This window comes from Brevibacterium permense (genome assembly GCF_025506275.1).
In the GTDB taxonomy this organism is placed as follows: Bacteria; Actinomycetota; Actinomycetes; order Actinomycetales; family Brevibacteriaceae; genus Brevibacterium; species Brevibacterium permense_A.
This window is the reverse complement of record NZ_QYCP01000094.1, coordinates 74,067-93,382: the sequence shown is the minus strand read 5'-3', so window position 1 is coordinate 93,382 and position 19,316 is coordinate 74,067. Positions and strand designations below refer to the sequence as shown.

Here is a 19,316-nt window from a genome sequence, read left to right as displayed (position 1 = left end):
CCGTTCAGCCCTTCCGCAGGTCGATGGGCCGGACGAGGACCCTCGGGTCCGAACGCACCCACCACGGCTTCGGTTCCCCGGCAGCGACGGCCGCTCGGCGTTCGGCGCGGGTGGCATAGCGGTAGGTGAAGACACGGACGCGGATGAGCTCTGGTGCGGCACCGTCGAAGGGGTCGGGACCCATGAGGCGGCGGATCTGCGGGTCGCCGGAGCCGACCTTCCGCACGAGTTCGGTGAACCAGGTCTGCCGATAGTCACCGAGCGCGGCGAACCACATGAGCCAATCGAGCCGCAGATGATAGGGCGCGACGAGGGGGCCACGTCGGTGGACATCGCCGGGTTTGCCCTTGAACCGATACTCGCGCCAGCCTCCGTCGTCGATCCACCCCTCGATGATGATCTCGTTGCGGGTCTCGGTCATCGACCCGAATGCGCCGTAGGCATTGCCGAGCCCGAGCCGATTGAAGCTCGCGTTCATCAGCTGATTCGATGAGAAGAGGTTGCGCACCGCCGGCACGTTCAACCAGGCCTGCCACGCGACGAATACGAGGACGATGATCAGCCACCAGACCGGCAGCGCCTCGACCGGATCGGGGACAGCGACGAAGTCGGCCGCCTCGGTGGTGATGGGATCGGTGAACACACCGACATTCCACCCCCATCCTGGTAACGGGCCGCCGCCGATCCACCGGAAGAACGTGTCGCTGATTCCGGAACAGGCGAGCAGGATCGTCGCCCAGTTCAGCCACGCATAGTTGCCGCTGATGACGAGCGCGAGCTGAGTGACGATGATGGCGACAGCTGCGAAAGAGGCGATGGGCTGGGGCAGGAACAGAAGCCACGGTGCGGCGAGTTGGACGATATGGCTGCCCAAGGTCTCACTCTTGTGCCACCAGCCGGGCATGAGGTGGGCGCGGCGAGAGAGCGGGTTCGGCATCGGCTGGGTCTGATGGTGATAGTCCATCGCAGTGAGGTCGCGCCAGGACGAATCCCCGCGCATTTTGATCATGCCGGCGCCGAATTCGATGCGGATGACGAACCAGCGCAGCAGCAGGATCATCGGCAGAGTCGGGGCGACATCGTGGGAGCCGAGGAAGCCGACGAGGAACCCGGCTTCGAGCAGCAGCGATTCCCAACCGAAGCCGTAGAAGCGCTGCCCGATCGAGACGATCGAGAAGTACAGCGCCCACATCGCCAGGAACACCAGAATGGGAACCCATGCGGGGCCGGCTTGGGGCAGACCGATGATCGCCGAGCCGGCCAGGACCATTCCGATCACGCAGACGAGGCGCAGTCGTCGGTCCGAATACGCAAACCGGTTCCAGCGGAAGATCGTCGGCGCCTGTCGGGCCGAGGTCAGAGCGATGAAGCGTGGGGCGGGAGTGAGCCCCCTTTCGCCGAGGAGCGCGGGGAACTGGTTGAACGCGGAGGCGAAGGCGATGAGGAAGAGCACGCCGAAGCCACGTTGGATGATCTCACGGGAGATCGTGTAGTCGCCGGCGGTGAGCAGAGCGGCCACCTGGCTGGGTTCCATGGCTTAGGTCTCCTCCTCCTGCGGCAGATGGGCGATCGGTGCCGCCGAATCATTCGCGGTCGACGACTGGGCGCTTCAACGTCTCGTCGTTCGGATCCTGCACGCATCGACCTCGGGTAGACATCGTGGACAGGGTCCGGAATTGGGCCCGATCTATTGTAGGGGTGGAGGCTTCTCACAAATCCATCATCCAGTCTTTTCAGGAAGCAGACTAAGCGGCCAGGCCGTCCAGGCCATAAGCGGCAGACCCGTCCAGGCCAGGCTCGGGAGCCGGTGCGGTCATGCTCAGGAGCGTTGGATCATGCCCTGGAACGGGCGGCTACCTCGGTGAGGGTGTCGACGAAACGCCTTGCCTCGGCGGGAGTGGTCTCCTCCAGCCGCATCGACGATCCGACGCGGAGCTCCACAGTCACGGTCGCTCGTCCACGGAACTCTTCTGCTCGGACGGCGCCGACCTGCCGAGGAGCCGCCTCCGAGAGCTGGGCGATGAAGCCCTGAGCATCGGTGCGCACTCGCATGATCCGCAGGTCGGTGACGATGAGCAGATCCGTGTCGAAGGGCGGGAGACTCTGCAGCCTCGCATATTCGATCTCGCCGGGCCGGAACAGGGCGGTCGCTGTGATCCGCTCCGGTCGTGCGCGCGGAGTGTCCGGGGTGGTCGGGGCGGTCGGTTTCCGGTGAGCTGCTGCGCGGGACTCCGACCTTCCGGTCCTCGTCCAGCGGCGGAACGCGCGGAACAGGGGACCGCCATCCGTGGAGGAGGGGCCGTCGGGGACGGCGGGCCGTATCGGCCCCGACCGGCCGGCGTCGTCGGCTGGGGGAACCGGGTCTGAGGGGAGGGAATGGGAGGTCATGAATGTGATTCTGGCAGGGCCGCCTCGGCGAGGGGAGGGCGTGCAGGTAATCGTTTGGGAACATCTGTGCCCGATCCCTCACTTCGGGTGAAGTGCCGGGGCGGGGCGATGCGTCCATGGGATACTGGAGGCATGCGTGCAGGTGAAGTCTCCGAGGTCAGCCAGGACTACCTGAAGGCCATCTGGTCGGCCCAGGAATGGGGCGGGGATCCGATGACGGCCACCGAGCTTGCGAACCGATTCGGAACGACGAAGGCCAATGTCACCGAGGTGCTCAAGCGACTCGATGAGCTCGGTCTCATCACTCGCGTGCCCTACCGTCCGCCGGTGCTCACCGAGCAGGGCAAGACGATCGCGTTGTCGATGGTGCGCAGGCACCGGCTCATCGAGACGTTCCTCGTGAAGTCGCTCGGGTACGGCTGGGATGAGGTCCACGATGAGGCCGAGATCCTCGAGCACGCCGCCTCAGATCGGCTCATCGACCGCATCGACGCGTTCCTCGGCCACCCGACGTCCGACCCGCACGGCGATCCGATTCCGGGTCCCGATGGTGCCGTCGATTCCCATACTCCGACCCTCCTCGCCGAGGCGGCCGCCGGGTCATACGCCGTGCTGAGGGTCTCCGACGCCGATCCTGTTGTTCTCGGGAAGCTCGCCGAGGCGGGGGTGCTTCCAGGTGCTTCCCTCGAGGTCGTCGACCGCACTGATGATGAGGTGGCCGTCGACATCGGAGGCACGCGGGAGACGATCGCCTCCGCGCTTGCCGAGGCCGTGTATCTGCGCGCGGCCGGCTGAGCCGGGACTGCGAGGCTGAACGAGTCCTTCTTAATCGGAGTCGGCGGCCCGATCGTCGCCGAGTCCCGGAGAGAGGGTTGAGCCTCTGTCGACAGTCGGCGCGAAGAGGCGGCGCAGCGGCGTGACAGTGCCTCGGCCCGACGGGGGAAGAGCGTCGGGCCGAGGCACTGGAGACTCACCTTCGCGGCAGGTTCCACCTCGGCTGAGGCTGCTTCGGTTTCTGATGCTGATTCATGAAACCGCGCTCGGCCTGCAGATGACCCTTGTCATGGCTCTTCGCCTTCGGGTCGGCGCCAGGTATGGAAGCCTGCAGCTTCTCGGTCGCCGGTTCGGCGCCGACGATTGGCATTTCCCCGGTGATCAACGGCTTCTCCGAGGCCGCCTCGGTGATGGGGTTCTGCTTGGGTGCTTTGTTGTTTCGCACGGTCTGTCCCTTCTTCGCATTCCTCTGATCTTTTTCGGTGACCAGTTCGGTGAACAGTCCGGTCCACTGGTCGGGGGTGAGGTCTTTGGGCAAGGTGTCTCCTCTGATGTCGTTGCGGTCCATGGTCGTTTGCAGAGTCCGGTGATCGGTGATGCTCATCTTCGTCAGAATTCCTTTCATTCCTCGCCCGCGACCGGTGAAGACAGAACGGACGAACTGTTGATATTCGGATCGATCATTGGTTGGAATCGATCCGGTGGGACAGCGATCGATGGTGAGGATGCCGCCATCGACGCTGGGCTTCGGGGTGAACGCGTCGGCGGGGACGCGGGTGACGAGACGGAAGTCGAACCACGGGGTCCATTGCGCGGTCATCATGGTCGATCCGCCGATTCCTGCGCGTTTGCGGGCGACCTCCCATTGGGTGAGAAGGATCGCCCGCTGCCAGCGCCCGGAACGCAGCAGTTTGCGGAGGATGGGAGTGGTGAGATGGAACGGCAGATTGCCGACGACGACCGGCCGATCGAGCCGGGTGGTCAGGACGTCGGCGTGCCGGACCTCGGCCCGCGGGTACGTGTCTTCAAGGTGGTCCAACCTCGTTTCGTCGATTTCGACGAGTGTGAGCTCTCGCCCGAGCCGGTAGAGCTCGGCGGTGACTGCTCCATCGCCGGGGCCGATCTCCATGATCGGTCCGGAGGTGGAACGAGCCAGGCTCGCAATCGTTGAGATGGTGGTGGGTGAGCGCAGAAAGTTCTGGCCGAGTTCATGCCGCCCGCCGTGCTGTGACCGCGGGGTCGAGCGCGAACGGGACTGACCGCGTGTCGAACGGTTTCGTGAGTTGTGGGGTCGCAATGGGATGTGCTCCAAAAAGACGATGGAGGCACCCGAGGCAGCGCAATGATGGTGAGTCAGATCGATTCGCGATGACCTGATCGACCGTTGAGATCGAGGTGGTCACGGAATCGGACAGGGATCAGCCGATTGCCGCATCGCCCGGATGCCGAGGGCTCTCCGGGAGGACAACGCGCTTGCAGAGGAGATCAGGGTGACCGTCGTCGGTCAGCCGATCGCAGAAGTACTCGCCAGGCGCGCTGTCAGGCGCTGCGGTGACGAATGTAGAAGCAAGGCGCAGTCACTGCGCTGCTGTTCAATGTTCCCATGCCGAACAAGATAGCACAGGAGTCATTGCCGAGACCAGAGTTCGGACGAAGAACACCCCGTCGACTTCGCGCGGAAGTCGACGGGGAGGGGCGCCGGATCACCGTGGCGTGATGACTCGAACGTGGTCCGGCGAACACGAGTGGAACGTTCGTGTCAGCGGCTCAGCCCATCATGGTGCGCAGGGTGATGACGCCGACCGAACCGATGGCCGCGGCGGCCGGAAGGGTGATGATCCATGCCAGTGCGATCGGCTTCATGAGCTTCCAGTTCGCCGAGCGGTTGACCAGACCGACACCGATGATCGCGCCGATGAGGATGTGCGTCGACGACACCGGCAGACCGCTCACCGAAGCGGCCATGACGATTCCAGCGGCAGCGAGTTCCGCGGCGAATCCGGAGGCCGGGTGGATCTCGGTGAGGTTCGTGCCGACGGTTGCGATGACCTTGCGGCCGATGAACCAGAGACCGACGATGAGGGCGATGCCGCAGGTGAGCATGGCAGCGAACGGCACGGTCGCCTCGCCGTTGATGCTGTCGGTGCGGAGCACATCGAGGACGGCGGCGAAGGGGCCGACGGCGTTGGCGATGTCGTTCGAACCGTGGCTGAAGGCGAACGCGGAGGCCGTGAACACCTGCATCCAGGAGAACAGGATGTAGGTCGCACGGGGAACCGTCTGCTTTCGCAGCGTCTTGGCGAAGACGAATACGGCCAGCCACACGGCCGCCCCGACCATCGCCATGATGAGCAGGCCGCCGACGGTAGTCACGCTCATGTCGAGGTTCTTCAGACCCTTGAACAGCAGCATCGCGGTGATGATGACCGCGCCGGCGGCGGCGATGAGGGGAACCCACCGCTGCAGGGCCGAGTGAGTGCCGATCGATCCTCCGTCCGTGGGAGCATCCTCAGCGGCGGCATCGATCTGTGCATCGACGGAACCCTCGGCCGCCGAGACCGGGGCGAGCATATGCGGCTTCAGCGTGTGCGACAGGGACGTGCCGAGCACGAACTTCTTGATCAGTCCGTAGATGACGAACGCGGCGAGTCCGCCGAGGGCGGGGGAGAGCACCCAGGAGATCGCGATCTGACCGACCTCGGACCACTGCACCATGGCGAGTCCGCCGGTGCCGGTGACGAAGCCGATCGTCAGAGACGCACCGATGATGCCGCCGATGATGGCGTGCGTCGTCGATACCGGCCAGCCCATCCGAGTCGCCAGGAGCAGCCACACCGCGGCGCCGAGGAGGGCTGCCATCATGATGAACGCGAAGTCCATCGGGTTGATCGCCACCCCGCTGAGGTCGACGATTCCGCTCTTGACCGTGTCGGTGACGTCGCCGCCGGCGAGCAGCGCACCGCTGACCTCGAAGACTGCGGCGATGAGCAGTGCCTGCTTCATCGTCAGGGTGCCGGCCCCGACGGAGGTGCCGAAGGCATTGGCGACATCGTTGCCGCCGATGTTGAACGCCATGAAAGCACCGAATATGACCGTGGTGATGAGCACCATGCGGGGGGCGTCTCGGCCGACGAAGTCGAAGGACCACAGGGTGAAGGCGATGAGGGTGATCGCCAGCAGGCCGCCGAAGGCCAGATGCCAGAGACGGTCGTTGCTGCGGCCGACGGCAGCCGGCGGAGTGTGTCGCTCCGGGGCCAGAACCTGGGTCATTCGTTCTCCTCGCGAGTTTCAGTCGATGTGGCAGTGCCTGTCTGCCTCCATGATTCGCAGGTCGGATGACCGCCAGGTTACGGAGAAGATGAATGGACGGTGAACTCCGATTCTGAGCCGCGCGAAATGCTCATGCACAACCGGTGCTCTTCGCTCTCCGTTCACGCAATGTTCCAGGTCAGGTGCTATGCGGACGGGTTCTTTCGGTGAGAATGCACATGGGTGCCGTAGACGGAAAGCCGCGTTGTGACAATGACCACTTCGGTCCGAAGCGCAGGTACGACGGAGCCCGGATCCGCTTCTGCGCGGATCCGGGCTCTGCCGATGTGGGAGCAGCTCGCGGTCGAGATCAGTCGATGATCTCCCCGCGGATGACATCGCCGCCGCCGTCGTCGGGACGATTGCGGTGCGGATCGGTTCTCATCCGCCGGTCGGCTTTGCGCAGGCGACGGCCGAGGGCGATGAGGGCGATGCCGACGAGGATGATGAATCCGGCAAGGGTGAAGATCAGCGCGGTCACCCCGGCGCCCGGCGCAAAGAGGAAGAATCCGCCGAGGATGATGCCGAGCACGCCGATGACGGTGAGCACCCACCAGGACCGGACGCCCATCCGACGGACGAAGAAGGACACGGTGAGGGCGAGGAAGCTGAAGAAGATGATCGCGAATCCGGTCAGCACCGTGACCATGGACGCGAACAGCATCGGGGTGAGGAAGATGAGCACACCGAGGAGGACGAGCAGAACCGCACGTGTGACCATGCTGCCTGTGCGGCCTCCTTGCGGTGCGAAGACGAGGGAGGAGATGGCGATGACAGCGAGCCAGCAGGCGAAGATCCGCACGACCACCTCGGCGGAGGTGCCGGGCCAGGCCATCATCAGCGCGCCCATCACGAGGGCGATGACGCCGTTGACGATGACCGTTCTTCCAGTGCGCTTGAGGTCCATGTACCCAGCCTAGTCCTCGGGTTTGGACAGTCGCTGAAGACGAGGGGCGGGTTCGGTGTGCGGGCCGCCGAAGTCAGCCGACGAGAGAAGCTGCGTCAGCCGACGGTTGGTGCGATTCAGGCGTGGCCGAAGTGCTCCTCCCGTTCTGTTGAGTCGGACCGTTCGGCCGCATCCGAAGTGGTCCTCTCCTGCTCCGGCATGTCCGAGGTGACGCGCTCCTGCTCGGGCATCAGCCCGGTGAGCTTGAGCGATTCGGACATGGCCTGGACGATGGCGTCGAGGTCAGCCGGGGCACTCGACGCCGTGTCCGATTCGGACCGGTCGGCCGCCTCGGCGGGGGTGTCCGTGGTGGGTGTGACTCCTGCTTCCGTGGTCGACTTCGCTCCCGCCTCGACAGTGGGAGGAGCAGCGGGAGTGTTGTTCTCGAGGAAGCGGAGCAACTCGACGGGGAAGGGCAGGACCAGGGTCGAGTTCCGTTCCGCGGCCACCTCGACGATGGTCTGGAGCAGGCGCAGCTGCAGGGCGGACGGGGTGTGGGCCATGGTCTCGGAGGCCCGGGCGAGCTTGCTCGATGCCTGCAGCTCACCATCGGCGATGATGACGCGGGACCGACGTTCGCGTTCGGCCTCGGCCTGGCGTGACATCGAGCGCTTCATCGACTCGGGCAGGGCAACATCCTTGATCTCGACGCGATCGATGTGCACGCCCCAGTCGACGGCGGGACTGTCGATCATGATCGCCAATCCTTGGTTGAGGCGCTCGCGGTTGGTGAGCAGATCGTCGAGCTCGCTCTGGCCGATGATCGACCGCAGCGAGGTCTGAGCGACCTGACCGACGGCGAGCTGATAGTCCTCGACGTCGACGACGGCCCTGCGCGGGTCGACGACCTTGAAATAGATGACCGCGTCGACGCGGACGGTGACATTGTCGCGGGTGATGCCCTCCTGCGCGGGGATCGGCATCGTCACGATCTGGAGGTTGACCTTCTCGAGTTTGTCGACGAAGGGGACGATCGCGGTCATTCCGGGCGGACGGGGCTCGGCGTTGACTCTGCCGAGGCGGTAGACCACCCCGCGCTCGTACTGCTTGACGATCTTCAGGCTGTTTCCCAGCGTGATTGCTCCGAGTGCGACAAGTGCGGCGAGGATACTGAGCGCCAACATGTCGAATCGCCTCCTTTGACGATTGACTGTCTGGTCTATTCTACGCCTGTGCGGCGCGGAAAGACCCGGCTCGGAGGGAACGCGGAGCGGAGGTGCTCAGGCTTCTCGGGCGAGCAGCCTTTTGCCGGCCGGGTAGGCATCGAGGGCCTGGGGGAGGCTGACGCGTCGGCCGGACGCGAAAGTTGCGAGCACGCGTCCGGAGCCAGGCTGATCCTCGCCGACTCCCGCGGGTTCGAGGCCGATGCGGCGCAGCGTCTGTTTGGCCACCGGCATGGGGGAGTCGAAGACGGTGAGGGCTCCGGCTCGGGCGGCCATGATGCGGTCGGCGACGAGTCCGTAGTGGGTGCAGCCGAGCACCACGGTCTCCATTCCGGGGCCCATCTGGGTGAAGGCATCCTCGATGGCGGTGTCGATCTGGTCCAGATCGGCGGTGTTGATGGCTTCGGCCAGTCCGGGACAGGCGACCTTGGCCACGTGCAGGTCGGCGGCGAAGGAGTCGATGAGGTTCTGCTGATACTCACTGCCCGTGGTCGCCGGTGTCGCCCAGATCGCGAAGTCCTGGCCGGTGCCGGCGGCCATCTTCACCGCGGGCACGGTGCCGATGACGGGGATGGTCGGTTCGTAGCGGGCACGGACGGCTTCAAGCGCCTGCACCGAGGCGGTGTTGCAGGCGATGACGATGGCGTCGGGTTCCCATTCGGCGAGTACTCCGGCCGAGTGCAGGGCCCGCTGTTCGAGGGTCTCGGTGCTCAGGCTGCCGTACGGGGTGAAGTCCGGGTCCATGGCGAGGACGAGGTCGGCGTCGGGGGCGAGGTTGAACAGCGCGTCGGCGGTGCCCAGGAGTCCGAGTCCGGAATCGAGCAGGCCGATGCGCGTCATGAAGTCCCCTTCGGTTCGGATGTCGTCGAATCGCCGGCGTTCCCATTGCCGGACTTGGCGTCGTCGGTTGTCGGGCCGTCGGACGTGGCGTTGGACTTGGCGGCCTCGGTCTTCGGGTAGGCGAACTCCCGGATCTCCTTGAGGTGGGCCTTCGTCAGGCCGTGGGCGAAGTCCGGGGCGATGAGTTTGAGGCGGTTGGGTGAGTAGTGCTCGAGGAAGTACTCGCGGGTGGCCGGCCAGGCCAGGTCGTCGTCGATCCAGATCGCGCGCCCTTGCTCGTGGGTGGCCAACCAGTCCTCCATGGCACGGGCCTTCCACCACTGCTGCGGATCGTGAGCGAAGCGATTGTGCGTCTCATCGGGCATTTCGATGACGTCGAAGGAGTTGCGCAGACCGAACTTCGGTTCGAGTTCGGACTTGCACCGTTGCGACCAGGTCGAGAGCCACACGACGTCGACCTCATGGGTCTCGACGATGCGGTCGAAGAATTCGACGACGGAGGGTCGGTAGTGGAGTTCGTAGTGCCACGCATGCAGCTTCTTCCGACCCTCGGCCATGCTGCGCAGCTTGGGCACCGGGTAGGAATTGAGGACGCCATCGACATCGAGGAAGACAGTGACATGGCGAGCCTGCCTGCGCGCCGATACCGGCGCCGAGGATGCTGCAGCCATCATTCCTTCCCATGAGCTTGGGCGTTCGACCCTCTGTTGGGGCCATTCGCGCGTTATTCTGGGGGCAGATCGCGCCGCCCGCACCAGATGAACACAGACGAGTTTACCGCCGAGAGTGTCAGGAGGCCGAGTCCGTGTATCGCGAAACCCGGATCCCGCGCCTGCGGGCGAGCCTGTGGGTCTCCGTTCCCGACAAGGCCGGTTTCCTCGTCGAGGCGGGAGATTCCGACCGTCGCAACCTTGCCTTCGGGCCGGATGCCGCGCGTTCTCCAGCTCCCTCGCTCATCGTTCCCGACGGGTGCATGGACCTCATCGTCATCGATTCGCAGATCCTCATCGCCGGCGCCGATTCCACGGCACGGATGTTCCACGGTTCGGCCTCTCCGACTGTGGGTCTGCGCTTCGACTCGGGTGTGCTTCCACAGCTTCTGACCACCTCGGCGGGGGAACTGGCCGATCAAGTGACGCCTCTCAACTCGGCGATCGGCGGCCGTCATTCTGCGATGCGGAGCGTCGGTGAGGGCGGGGCCGCCTCGGTGACGGGAGCTGCCCGGGTGCTGCTCGACACGGCCGGCGTGCTGACGGACCGGGCTGCGCTGGATCCGCGGCCGATGGCCCTGGCTCGGGCCTTGGACGTGCGCTCGAGTTCGCCGACTCAGACCGTCACCGAGGCGGCCGCGGAGTTCGCGTATTCACCGCGGCAGCTGCGCCGGCTGAGCGCGGAATGGTTCGGCTATGGACCCAAACACTTGGCGAAGATCCTGCGCTGGCAGGCCGCGCGAGACCTCATCGAATCGGGCCGGTCGCGGACAGCGGCCGCGGCCGAGGTCGGGTATGCCGACGCCGCTCATCTGCGGAGAGATGAGCGCTCGCTCATCGGATGATGGCACTCTTGGCGTTCGTCCCGTAAGTTCGTTCTCACCCAGAACTACCCGACGGCGGCTCAGCAACCTCGCGCCAGGTTGCTGGGCCGCCGTCGGGTAGCAATTAGGAGTTGAGGGTGGCGAAGAGATCGATCGTGTTGCCGTCGGGGTCGGCGACCACGGCGTAGCGCTGTCCCCAGAACGCGTCCCAGGGTTCGTGGACGACTCCGGCCACGGGATCGCCTCCCGCATCCCCTGACCCGGTGAGCTTGGCGAATGTCGAATCGACTGCCTCGGCGGTGGAACAGTCGAAGGCCAAGGACATCTTGTGCCCACCGGTCGGGCGGGTCCATTCGGGATCGATGCCGAGGATGACAGTTTCGGTGTCGAGGAGGATCCGCAGGGATCCGGAGGTGAACTCGGTGTGTGGTGCGTCCGGGCCGCCGTCGGCGAGTTCGAGGCCGAGCGCGGAGTAGAAGGTGATGGCGGCGGGCATGTCTGCGGTGATGATCGAGATCGCGTCGAGTTTCATGACTTCAGACTATGCGGACGCGCAGGGAGCCGGCTTGAACGAATCGGCCATGATCGCGGCCCGGGCGTCAGTCCTGCAGGTAGGGTTCGAAGACTTTGCGCAGCTCGGGCGTCAGCGGAATGGGCTTCTGCGAGTTCCGGTCGATGTGGACGAGCACGCAGTCGTGGTCGAAGACCTGACGTCCGTCCTGGTCACCGCGGGTGTTGACCGTGAACGAGGAGTTGCCGAGCTTCTTCACCGTCACCGTCATCTTCAGCTCGGGGCCGTACATGACGGGCACGAGGTAGTCGATGGTCTGGCGGGCCACGAGCAGTCCGCCGCCGGTGATGTGTCCGGCCCGGATCTCGTGCATCCAGCGCACACGGCATTCCTCGATGAGGGTGATCATCCGTGCGTTGTTGACGTGGCCGAGCAGGTCCTGATCCGACCAGCGCACTTCGGGTGAGAGTTCGAAAGTGGCCATGACTGCCTCCAGGAGCTGATTGGGAATGATATCTGAACGATCGTTCCATAGTTAATCAGGTGGCCGGAGCCAATGGAAATTGTCAATGGATCGGTGCTGTCCGGAGAGGTCTTGGCGGAGCCCGGGCCGAACTGCGCTCAGCCGCGACGGCGGACGATCTCCTCGTTGACGGCCGCGACCACCTCGTGGAGGTCGCCGATGATCGCGTAGTCGGCCCGCTGGACCATCGTCGATTCCGCGTCGGTATTGATCGCCACGAGCGTCTTCGCCCCTTCGATTCCGGCCATGTGCTGGATTGCTCCCGAGATCCCGCAGGCGATGTAGACGTCGGGGGAGATGCGGCTGCCGGTCTGGCCGACCTGCTCGGCGTGCGGGCGCCAGCCGAGGCCCGTGACCACACGAGAGACACCCAGGGCCCCGCCGAGGTGGTCGACGAGTTCGAGGACTTCGGCGAACCCGTTCTCCGAACCGACCCCGCGACCGGCCCCGACCACGGCCCTGGCCGAGGTCAGTCCGGACGCATCATCGGCGGCCTCGACCTCGGTGCGCTGGACACGGGTGGCCAGGTCCGCCTCGGCGACGGTGAGATCATAGGCGATGATCTCCGGGATGGTCGGCGTTGTCTCTTTGGGTGTGCAGGCGTGGCCGGCGATCGTGAGCACCTGCAGATCCCCGTCGAGGCGGAGGCGTTCGAAGGCGGTGCCGCCGTGGACTTGCCGCAGCAGGCCCTCCTCGTCGACGGCGATGACATTGGCAGCCATACGAGCGCCGGTGCGGACCGCGGCGTGGGCCATGAGCTCCATGCCTCGCGGGGTGCCCGAGGCCAGCAGCGTGCCGGATTCCGGAGTGACGTCGACGATCGCCTGTGCCCAGGCCGCCGCCGAATACTCCGCGAGCTCCGGATGCTCGAGATGATGGATGACACCGACCCCGAGCCGCCCGAGCGCGTCAACGGCGGCGTCACTGAGCGGGCCGATCACCACCCCCTCCGTGCTACCCGACGGCGGCCCAGATACCTCGCGCGAGGTTGCTGCGCCCCCGTCAGGTAGTAATTGGGAGCGGGCGAAGGTGATGGCTTCGGCGGAGGTGAGCGTCACCTCGCCTGCCGGGTCCGTTTCGACGAAAACCACAGTCATGGCCGGATCACTCCGATCTCTTCGAGCACATCGACCAGGGCGGGAGCCGCTTCGGGGCCTTCGCCGAGGATGGTCACCGAACTCGCCTTCACCTCAGGCAATTCGAGCCGGATTCGGGGGCTGCCCGTCCCCGGAACGGGTGCGTCGTATTCGACAACCTGCGCCTTCTTCGCCTTCATCCGCCCGGTGATCGAGGGGTAGCGCGGATCGACCCCGCCTTCGTGGACGGCCACGACCGCGGGCAGATCGAGGGAGAAGATCTCCGTTCCCGCCGGTCCGATCCCGCGCGCCTCGATCCGTCCGGAGCCGCGCTCGCCGCCGGGCCCGCCACCCCCATCCGCTCCACCGGCATTGAGAGTCTGGATGTTCGTGAGCACCGGGTATTCGAGGTCGTAGGCCAGGCGGATCCCGACCTGGAAGTCACCGGTATCGGCGGCATCGTCGCCGGTGAGGACGAGATCGAAGGTCTGCCCCGCCTCGGCACGATCGCGGATGACGTCGCCGATGACCTGGGCAATGTCCTCGGGCGCGAACACGGACGGGTCGGCCGCCTCGACGAGGATGCCGTCGTTCGCCCCCACGGCCACGGCCGCCCGCAGCTGCTCGACCGCCTCGGCGGGGCCGAGAGTGAGCACCGTGACGGTCCCACTGGTTGCGGCAGCTGTCTGGATCGCGAGCTCGACGGCACATTCCTCATGCGAGGACATGGCGTGGCCGAGCCCGGTTTCGTCGATCCCGGTGCCGGTGGCGTCCAGGGTGACGGAGCCCGCGATATCGGGGACGCGTTTGATGCAGACGAGGATATTCATCTCATCTCCTGATGCGCTCATTATCGGGGTCGAACAGCGGCGTCGAATCGACCGACGCCACCGTCACGGGAAAGAACTCCTCCATGTACACGACCTGCAGACGGTTGCCCAGCACCGCCTCGGCGGGTGGGAGGAACGCCATGAGCACGTGTTTGCCCAGGCTGGGGGCCGATCCCGCCGAGGTGACATACGCGGGGCGACCGTGCCCGTCGATCAGCGGATCGCCGTCCGCGGAGACGATGGGTTCCCCACCGAGCATGTACCGTTTCTCCCCGCTGGCACTCGTGTGATCGTCGACGGTGAGCGAGCACAGCACCGTCTTCGGCTCCTCCTCGCGGTGGCGCAGATGCGCGGCCTTGCCGACGAAGTCCTGGGATTTCACCTTCGGTCGGCTCATCCCGACCTCGACGACGCTGCGTTCGGAATCGAGCTCGGCGCCGAATGCGCGGTAGCCCTTCTCGATCCGACCGGTGGTGCCGTAGACGCCGAGACCGACGGGGACCAGCCCGTGCTCGTATCCGGCGTCCATGAGCATGTCCCACACCTTCAGCCCCGATTCCATCGGCACGTAGAGCTCCCAGCCGAGGTCGCCGACATAGGAGATGCGGGAGGCGAGCACCTCTAGCGAACCGATTTCGATCGCCCGGGCGGTGCCGAACTTGAATGCCTCATGGGAGACATCGGCACTGGTGAGACCGCTGAGGATGTCGCGGGCTCGCGGTCCCCACAGCCCGATCGTCGTCCACGAACTCGTGAGGTCGGCGATCTGCGCCCCCGTATCCGGCAGTCGATCGCCGAACCATTTCACGTCGACCATTCCGTGGGCGGCGCCCGTGACGACGCGGAACCGGTCGTGCGCCAGGCGAATGATCGTCAGGTCCGAACGGAATCCGCCGTTCTCATCGAGGATCGGGGTGTAGACGACCCGACCGATGGCGACATCCATCTGCGCCAGTGCGATGGCCTGGACCGCGTCGAGGGCGGCGGGGCCGAAGACGTCGAAGATGACGAAGCTGGAGAGGTCGACGAGCCCGGCCCGCTGCCGCATCGCCAGGTGCTCGGCGTTGATGATCGGGGACCACCATCGGGAATCCCATTCGGTGGTGCGGTCCATGACCGCGTCGCCGAACTCCTCGAGCAGGCCGACATTCGACTCATACCACTGCGGTCGCTCCCACCCGCCGGCTTCGAAGAACACCGCCCCGAGATCGACTTCGCGCTGCCACATCGGGGAGCGGCGGACGTCACGGTCGCTGGCCCACTGCTCGCCGGGGTGGACGATCCCATAGGTCTTGTTGAACGCTTCAGAGGTACGGGCTCTGACGTGGGTTCGGGTGCGCTGGTGAGAGTGGAAGCGCGCGATATCGGCGCCCTGCACATCGATCTCCGGACACCCGTCCGTCATCCATTCGGCCACGGCGCGACCGACTCCCGGCCCTTCCTTCACCCACACGGCAGCCGCCGACCACAAGCCCTTCACCTGCGGTGATTCGCCGAGGATGGGCGCCCCGTCCGGGGTCAGGGAGAGCAGGCCGTTGATGGCATAGCGGATCTCGACGTCCGGGTTCGACAGCACCTCGGGCATGAGTTCGACGGCCTGTTCGAGCTGCGGATCGAAGTCCTCGTCCGTGAACGGCATCTCCGTGGGCGAGAGCTTCGCTGCCTCTATCGAGGGGATCTCATCGGGGTCGTGGAGGATCGGCCGGTGGGCGTAGGAGCCGATCTCCATGTCGGAGCCGTGCTGACGTTCGTAGCAGAAGGTGTCCATGTCCCGCACGATCGGGAACGAGATCTCCCCGGGGCGTTCGGCCAGCTGCGGGACGGGCCCGGCGCTGATCATCTGGTGGACCGCCGGAGTCAGCGGGATCGCGGCTCCGGCCATGGCGGCGATCCGCGGGGACCAGACACCGCAGGCGATGAGGATGCGGTTCGTCGCGATCTCGCCCTTCGTCGTGTGCACGGCGACGATCAGCCCGTCATCGACATCGATGCCGGTCACCTCGGTGTTGGGCGAGACCGTGAGCGCTCCCTTGGCTTCGGCGGATTCGCGCATCATCGTGCCCGCTCGGACCGAATCGACGACTCCGACCGTCGGAGTCCAGAAGGCGCCGAGGATGACCTCGGGATCGAGGAACGGCACCTTCTCGGCGACCTCGGCGGGGGTGACGAGCGAGGATTCGATGCCCCACGAGCGTGCCGAGGCCATGCGCCGCCGCAGCTCCTCCATGCGCTCTTCGGTGCGGGCGACCTCGAAGCCGCCGGACTCGGTGAAAACCCCGAGTTCCTTGTACTGGCGCATGCTGTCGAGGGTGAGGTCGGTGATCTCACGCGAGTGATCGACGGGGAAGATGAAGTTCGAGGCATGCCCGGTCGAACCGCCGGGGTTCGGCAGCGGGCCTTTGTCGACCTGGACGATATCGGTCCAGCCGAGCTCGGCGAGATGATGGACCAGACTGTTGCCGACGATGCCGGCTCCGACAACGACGACGCTGGCCTGGGCGGGGACGGAAGCCATGAGCAGGCTCCTCTCTGAAGGCATCTTCGCCTACACCGGCATCGTTGCGAATTATGCAACGATGCGCGCTATGTGGAACTGCGTACGATGATCGTCCTCCGCCGAGGCGGGAGTGTCAAGAGGGTGGGCAGTGCCCGCTTCGAGGCAGAGCTGAGCAGTGAAACTGCCGTCAGTGTGTCAGTGCCGGCTGTGTGCGGTTCAGTGTTCGCGCCAGCCGAGGCGAGCCGAGATGTCGGCGGCGGCCTGAGTGAGCAGATCTCTGGCAGAGGCGGCCTTGTCCGCGGTGAACCGGAAGCTCGGTCCCGACGCGGAGATCGAGGCGATGACGTCGCCGTGGGCATTGCGCACGGGAGCGGACACCGCGGTCAGCCCGACCTCGAGCTCATCGACGACGAGCGAGAATCCGGTGGCGGCCACCTCGGCGACCTGGGTGAGAAGCTGCGCAATCGAGGTCACCGTGTGCGGGGTGTAGCGGGTCAGCTTCGCACCCAGGGTCTCGCGGATGCCTGCCTCGCTCAGCCCCGAGAGCAGGACCTTGCCGTTGGAAGTCGCGTGCAGCGGAATGCGCTGCCCGACCCAGTTGTGGCTCTGCACCGAGGAGGACGACGAAGCCTGATCGAGGTAAAGGGCGGCGCCGTCGGAGAGGACGGCGACGTTGACCGTCTCGCCGGTCGCCTCGGCGAGCATCTTGGTGATCGGGCGGGCCTCCTGAACGATGTCGAGACGCGCGGTCGTTGCTCCGGCGAGGCGGAGGATGGACAGGCCCAGGCGATATCTGCCTCGGTGGTGGTCCTGTTCGACGAGTCCGCGGGCCTCGAGGGTGGAGACGATGCGCGAAGCCGTCGACTTGTGCACGCCGAGTTCACCGGCGATCTCGGTGATCCCGGCGAGCCCTGTGCGGGCGATGATCTCGAGGATCGTCACGGCCCGATCCACGGATTGGACGCCGCCCGAGCCCGCATCTTTGCTGCTCATTTCGAAACTCTAACTCACGACGCGCAACCCGGCCAGAGTCTGATGACGTGGGGTAGGGTGAGTGCGGTTGGTGGGCCTCGATTCCGCCGACCCCCTTTCCCCAACGGAGCTGAGCACGATGAGCAATGGGACCCAGTCGATCGACCGGGCGGCAGAGATATTGTCGTTGGTTGTGAGGTCCGACGAACCGATCTCCTACACCGAGGTGGTCGAAGAGACCGCATTGGCTCGGTCGACGGTCTCGCGGCTGCTCTCCGCCCTCGAACGCAACGGTCTGGTCGAACGCGACGGTGACGGCCTCTACCGGGGCGGATCGCTGTTCGCGACCTATGCTTCCCGCTTCGACCGGGTGGAGAACCTCGTCGCCGCGGCCGATCCGACCCTGCAACGCCTCAGCGAGGAGACCGGCGAGACGGTCAACCTCGCCATGCCGGGGCCCAAAGGAGTCGTCCAGGTCGCTCAGGTCGATTCGACGTTCGTCCTCGGCGCCACGAACTGGGCCGACGTTGAGGTTCCGCCGCACTGCTCGGCTCTGGGCAAGGTCATGTTCGCCTATGACGTCATCCCGCTGCCGACCGGCAGGCTGGAGCGTCGTACCGAGAAGACCTTGGGCTCACGCAAGGAGCTCACCGACGACCTCGACACGGTTCGCGATCGCGGATTCGCCATCGTCCACGAAGAGTTCGAGATCGGCCTCGACGCCCTGGCCGCACCGGTGTTCGGCATCGACGGAGACGTCGTCGCAGCCGTGGGAATCTCCGGACCGACGATGCGCATCGCCGAACACCACGATCGCCTCGGTGCGCTGCTCGTCGACGAAGCGGGACTGCTCTCGCGCAGTCTCAAACGCAAGGTCACCCACCGGTAGACGAGCCGAAAATAGGTCACTAACGGATATTTCCCGGCGTTGAAAGTATCCGTTAGTGACCTATTTTTGAGTGCGGTGGCTTCTCACCACGCGGTCGAGACCTCTTCGGCACCGCCGAGTGCTGCGAGCTGCTTGCGGCGCCAGACCTCGGTGTCCTTGATCTGATTGAACGTATAGATGTGCAGACCGGCCACGCCCATATCCGGGTCGTCGAGCACCGGGGCGATCTTGTCGAGGAACTTCCGAGGGTTGTACCCGCCGGGCTTGGCCATCCGCGTGAACGTCGCCGTGTTCTTGCGCAGGAACCGCGTGGATTCGCCCACCCCGATCTTCGTCGCGACTCGGGCGAGCTTTCCCAGCTCCACTTTCCCGGCGATGCCGAGGACCAGCGGCAGTTCGATGCCGCGCGCTCGCACCCTGCCCACCCACGAGGCGGTGAGGGCCGGGTCGAAGCACAGGTTCGACACCAGGTGTGTGGCGTAGTCGCGTTTGTCCCACATGGCCTGAATGGTCACATCGTCGGGGATGATCGGGTGCGATTCCGGATAGGCGCTGACGCCGATGTGCTGGAACGGTGCGGCCATGCTCGAAAGATCGACGAGGAGGTCGTGCGCACCGGCGTACCCGCCGGCCGGGGGAGTGGCGTCCCCCGCGGGGACGAAGATCCGGTCCACGGCCGCCTCGGCGAGGCGATCGACGATCTCCGTGAGTTCGGGTCTGCCGTGGATCATCCGCGCCGCGAGATGAGGCACGGCGCGGAACCCCAGGGCTTGGAGCTGCTCGGCCGTGGACAGGGTCGCCTCGAGGGTCAGCCCCGTCGACGCAGTCACCGTGATCTCGCGGCCGGGCGCCACGTATTCCTCGATGCGTTCGACGATTCCGGCCGTGGGCAGAACCTCGTAACGGGCGGTGGTCAGGAGAGTGCGCAGCGTTGTCTGTGACATCCTCGTCTCCTTCTCGGAGGTCGATTCATGAAACTCGGAGTTCGAGTCCCTTGCGTCCCGGTGTGTCCGATCCTACACTCATTATACCCATGATATGGGAATCAAGTTCCATAATATAAA

At 65.6% G+C, this 19,316-nt stretch carries 17 protein-coding genes and 1 pseudogene; 3 read left to right on the top strand and 15 right to left on the bottom strand.

The genetic code is table 11. From position 1 onward, the window contains the following. Positions 1-4 precede the first annotated feature (4 nt). Both D3I60_RS15640 and D3I60_RS15635 read right to left on the bottom strand, forming a co-directional pair. Positions 5-1,534, bottom strand: coding sequence for a lipase maturation factor family protein (locus D3I60_RS15640; protein ID WP_262777371.1), 1,530 nt, complete (start codon positions 1,532-1,534; stop codon positions 5-7). Positions 1,535-1,833: 299 nt separating this feature from the next. Continuing rightward, positions 1,834-2,388: a hypothetical protein gene (locus tag D3I60_RS15635; protein ID WP_262777369.1), complete on the bottom strand. Its 555-nt coding sequence runs from the start codon at positions 2,386-2,388 to the stop codon at positions 1,834-1,836. 132 nt (positions 2,389-2,520) lie between these two features. On the opposite strand from D3I60_RS15635, the gene D3I60_RS15630 reads away from it, so the two are divergent. Beyond that, positions 2,521-3,183, top strand: a complete 663-nt coding sequence (locus D3I60_RS15630; protein ID WP_262777367.1) for a metal-dependent transcriptional regulator — start codon at positions 2,521-2,523, stop codon at positions 3,181-3,183. 475 nt (positions 3,184-3,658) lie between these two features. On the opposite strand, the pseudogene erm reads toward D3I60_RS15630, so the two are convergent. The 6 genes and pseudogenes from erm to D3I60_RS15600 all read right to left on the bottom strand — a co-directional run. After that, positions 3,659-4,354: pseudogene (erm, locus tag D3I60_RS19540) on the bottom strand (23S ribosomal RNA methyltransferase Erm); the annotation flags it as partial. A 575-nt stretch (positions 4,355-4,929) separates the two neighbouring features. After that, complete coding sequence (locus tag D3I60_RS15620; protein WP_262777364.1) at positions 4,930-6,432, bottom strand: inorganic phosphate transporter; 1,503 nt, start codon at positions 6,430-6,432, stop codon at positions 4,930-4,932. A gap of 349 nt (positions 6,433-6,781) precedes the next feature. Beyond that, the gene (locus D3I60_RS15615) at positions 6,782-7,378 is read right to left on the bottom strand and encodes an HdeD family acid-resistance protein (RefSeq protein WP_262777362.1); all 597 of its coding nucleotides are present in this window, start codon (positions 7,376-7,378) and stop codon (positions 6,782-6,784) included. A gap of 116 nt (positions 7,379-7,494) precedes the next feature. Continuing rightward, positions 7,495-8,541 (bottom strand): slipin family protein, encoded by a 1,047-nt coding sequence (locus D3I60_RS15610; protein ID WP_262777361.1) that lies wholly within the window; start codon positions 8,539-8,541, stop codon positions 7,495-7,497. 96 nt (positions 8,542-8,637) lie between these two features. Further along, on the bottom strand, positions 8,638-9,420 hold the full coding sequence (locus tag D3I60_RS15605; protein WP_262777359.1) for a glutamate racemase: 783 nt from the start codon (positions 9,418-9,420) through the stop codon (positions 8,638-8,640). Further along, positions 9,417-10,091 carry an HAD domain-containing protein gene (locus tag D3I60_RS15600; protein ID WP_262777357.1) on the bottom strand — a complete coding sequence of 225 codons (675 nt, stop codon included), beginning with the start codon at positions 10,089-10,091 and terminating at the stop codon, positions 9,417-9,419. Before D3I60_RS15600 ends, D3I60_RS15605 begins: the two co-directional genes overlap by 4 nt. Positions 10,092-10,225: 134 nt before the next feature. Here D3I60_RS15600 and D3I60_RS19210 point away from each other — a divergent pair, with 134 nt between their 5' ends. After that, positions 10,226-10,975 carry an AraC family transcriptional regulator gene (locus D3I60_RS19210; RefSeq protein WP_262777355.1) on the top strand — a complete coding sequence of 250 codons (750 nt, stop codon included), beginning with the start codon at positions 10,226-10,228 and terminating at the stop codon, positions 10,973-10,975. Between the two features lie 103 nt (positions 10,976-11,078). On the opposite strand, the gene D3I60_RS15590 is transcribed toward D3I60_RS19210, so the two are convergent. The 6 genes from D3I60_RS15590 to D3I60_RS15565 form a co-directional block, all read right to left on the bottom strand. After that, entirely contained in the window at positions 11,079-11,486 is a 408-nt protein-coding gene (locus D3I60_RS15590; protein WP_262777353.1) for a VOC family protein, read from the bottom strand. 67 nt (positions 11,487-11,553) lie between these two features. Then, entirely contained in the window at positions 11,554-11,949 is a 396-nt protein-coding gene (locus D3I60_RS15585; protein WP_262777351.1) for an acyl-CoA thioesterase, read from the bottom strand. A 137-nt stretch (positions 11,950-12,086) separates the two neighbouring features. Next, a complete protein-coding gene (locus tag D3I60_RS15580) occupies positions 12,087-13,085 on the bottom strand; it encodes an electron transfer flavoprotein subunit alpha/FixB family protein (protein ID WP_262777349.1) in 999 nt (332 codons plus the stop codon). After that, positions 13,082-13,894: an electron transfer flavoprotein subunit beta/FixA family protein gene (locus D3I60_RS15575; protein ID WP_262777347.1), complete on the bottom strand. Its 813-nt coding sequence runs from the start codon at positions 13,892-13,894 to the stop codon at positions 13,082-13,084. Before D3I60_RS15575 ends, D3I60_RS15580 begins: the two co-directional genes overlap by 4 nt. 1 nt (position 13,895) lies before the next feature. Then, the gene (locus D3I60_RS15570; RefSeq protein WP_262777346.1) at positions 13,896-16,409 is read right to left on the bottom strand and encodes a GcvT family protein; all 2,514 of its coding nucleotides are present in this window, start codon (positions 16,407-16,409) and stop codon (positions 13,896-13,898) included. Between the two features lie 198 nt (positions 16,410-16,607). After that, positions 16,608-17,384 (bottom strand): IclR family transcriptional regulator, encoded by a 777-nt coding sequence (locus tag D3I60_RS15565; RefSeq protein WP_262777344.1) that lies wholly within the window; start codon positions 17,382-17,384, stop codon positions 16,608-16,610. Between the two features lie 118 nt (positions 17,385-17,502). Between D3I60_RS15565 and D3I60_RS15560 the strand changes: the two genes are divergently transcribed. Beyond that, positions 17,503-18,252 carry an IclR family transcriptional regulator gene (locus D3I60_RS15560; protein WP_262777342.1) on the top strand — a complete coding sequence of 250 codons (750 nt, stop codon included), beginning with the start codon at positions 17,503-17,505 and terminating at the stop codon, positions 18,250-18,252. Between the two features lie 83 nt (positions 18,253-18,335). Here D3I60_RS15560 and D3I60_RS15555 read toward each other — a convergent pair whose 3' ends face one another. After that, on the bottom strand, positions 18,336-19,196 hold the full coding sequence (locus D3I60_RS15555; protein ID WP_262777341.1) for a methylenetetrahydrofolate reductase: 861 nt from the start codon (positions 19,194-19,196) through the stop codon (positions 18,336-18,338). Between the last annotated feature and the right edge of the window lie 120 nt (positions 19,197-19,316).

Excerpts from the sequence above, each read along its gene's own strand:
- D3I60_RS15635 (WP_262777369.1), bottom strand. The coding sequence starts at position 2,388 with ATGACCTCCCATTCCCTCCCCTCAGACCCGGTTCCCCCAGCCGACGAC.
- D3I60_RS15585 (WP_262777351.1), bottom strand. The coding sequence starts at position 11,949 with ATGGCCACTTTCGAACTCTCACCCGAAGTGCGCTGGTCGGATCAGGAC.
- D3I60_RS15600 (WP_262777357.1), bottom strand. The coding sequence starts at position 10,091 with ATGGCTGCAGCATCCTCGGCGCCGGTATCGGCGCGCAGGCAGGCTCGC.
- D3I60_RS15630 (WP_262777367.1), top strand. The coding sequence starts at position 2,521 with ATGCGTGCAGGTGAAGTCTCCGAGGTCAGCCAGGACTACCTGAAGGCC.
- D3I60_RS15605 (WP_262777359.1), bottom strand. The coding sequence starts at position 9,420 with ATGACGCGCATCGGCCTGCTCGATTCCGGACTCGGACTCCTGGGCACC.
- D3I60_RS15565 (WP_262777344.1), bottom strand. The coding sequence starts at position 17,384 with ATGAGCAGCAAAGATGCGGGCTCGGGCGGCGTCCAATCCGTGGATCGG.
- D3I60_RS15570 (WP_262777346.1), bottom strand. The coding sequence starts at position 16,409 with ATGGCTTCCGTCCCCGCCCAGGCCAGCGTCGTCGTTGTCGGAGCCGGC.
- D3I60_RS15620 (WP_262777364.1), bottom strand. The coding sequence starts at position 6,432 with ATGACCCAGGTTCTGGCCCCGGAGCGACACACTCCGCCGGCTGCCGTC.
- D3I60_RS15610 (WP_262777361.1), bottom strand. The coding sequence starts at position 8,541 with ATGTTGGCGCTCAGTATCCTCGCCGCACTTGTCGCACTCGGAGCAATC.
- D3I60_RS15615 (WP_262777362.1), bottom strand. The coding sequence starts at position 7,378 with ATGGACCTCAAGCGCACTGGAAGAACGGTCATCGTCAACGGCGTCATC.
- D3I60_RS15555 (WP_262777341.1), bottom strand. The coding sequence starts at position 19,196 with ATGTCACAGACAACGCTGCGCACTCTCCTGACCACCGCCCGTTACGAG.
- D3I60_RS15575 (WP_262777347.1), bottom strand. The coding sequence starts at position 13,894 with ATGAATATCCTCGTCTGCATCAAACGCGTCCCCGATATCGCGGGCTCC.
- D3I60_RS15590 (WP_262777353.1), bottom strand. The coding sequence starts at position 11,486 with ATGAAACTCGACGCGATCTCGATCATCACCGCAGACATGCCCGCCGCC.
- D3I60_RS15580 (WP_262777349.1), bottom strand. The coding sequence starts at position 13,085 with ATGACTGTGGTTTTCGTCGAAACGGACCCGGCAGGCGAGGTGACGCTC.
- D3I60_RS15640 (WP_262777371.1), bottom strand. The coding sequence starts at position 1,534 with ATGGAACCCAGCCAGGTGGCCGCTCTGCTCACCGCCGGCGACTACACG.
- D3I60_RS15560 (WP_262777342.1), top strand. The coding sequence starts at position 17,503 with ATGAGCAATGGGACCCAGTCGATCGACCGGGCGGCAGAGATATTGTCG.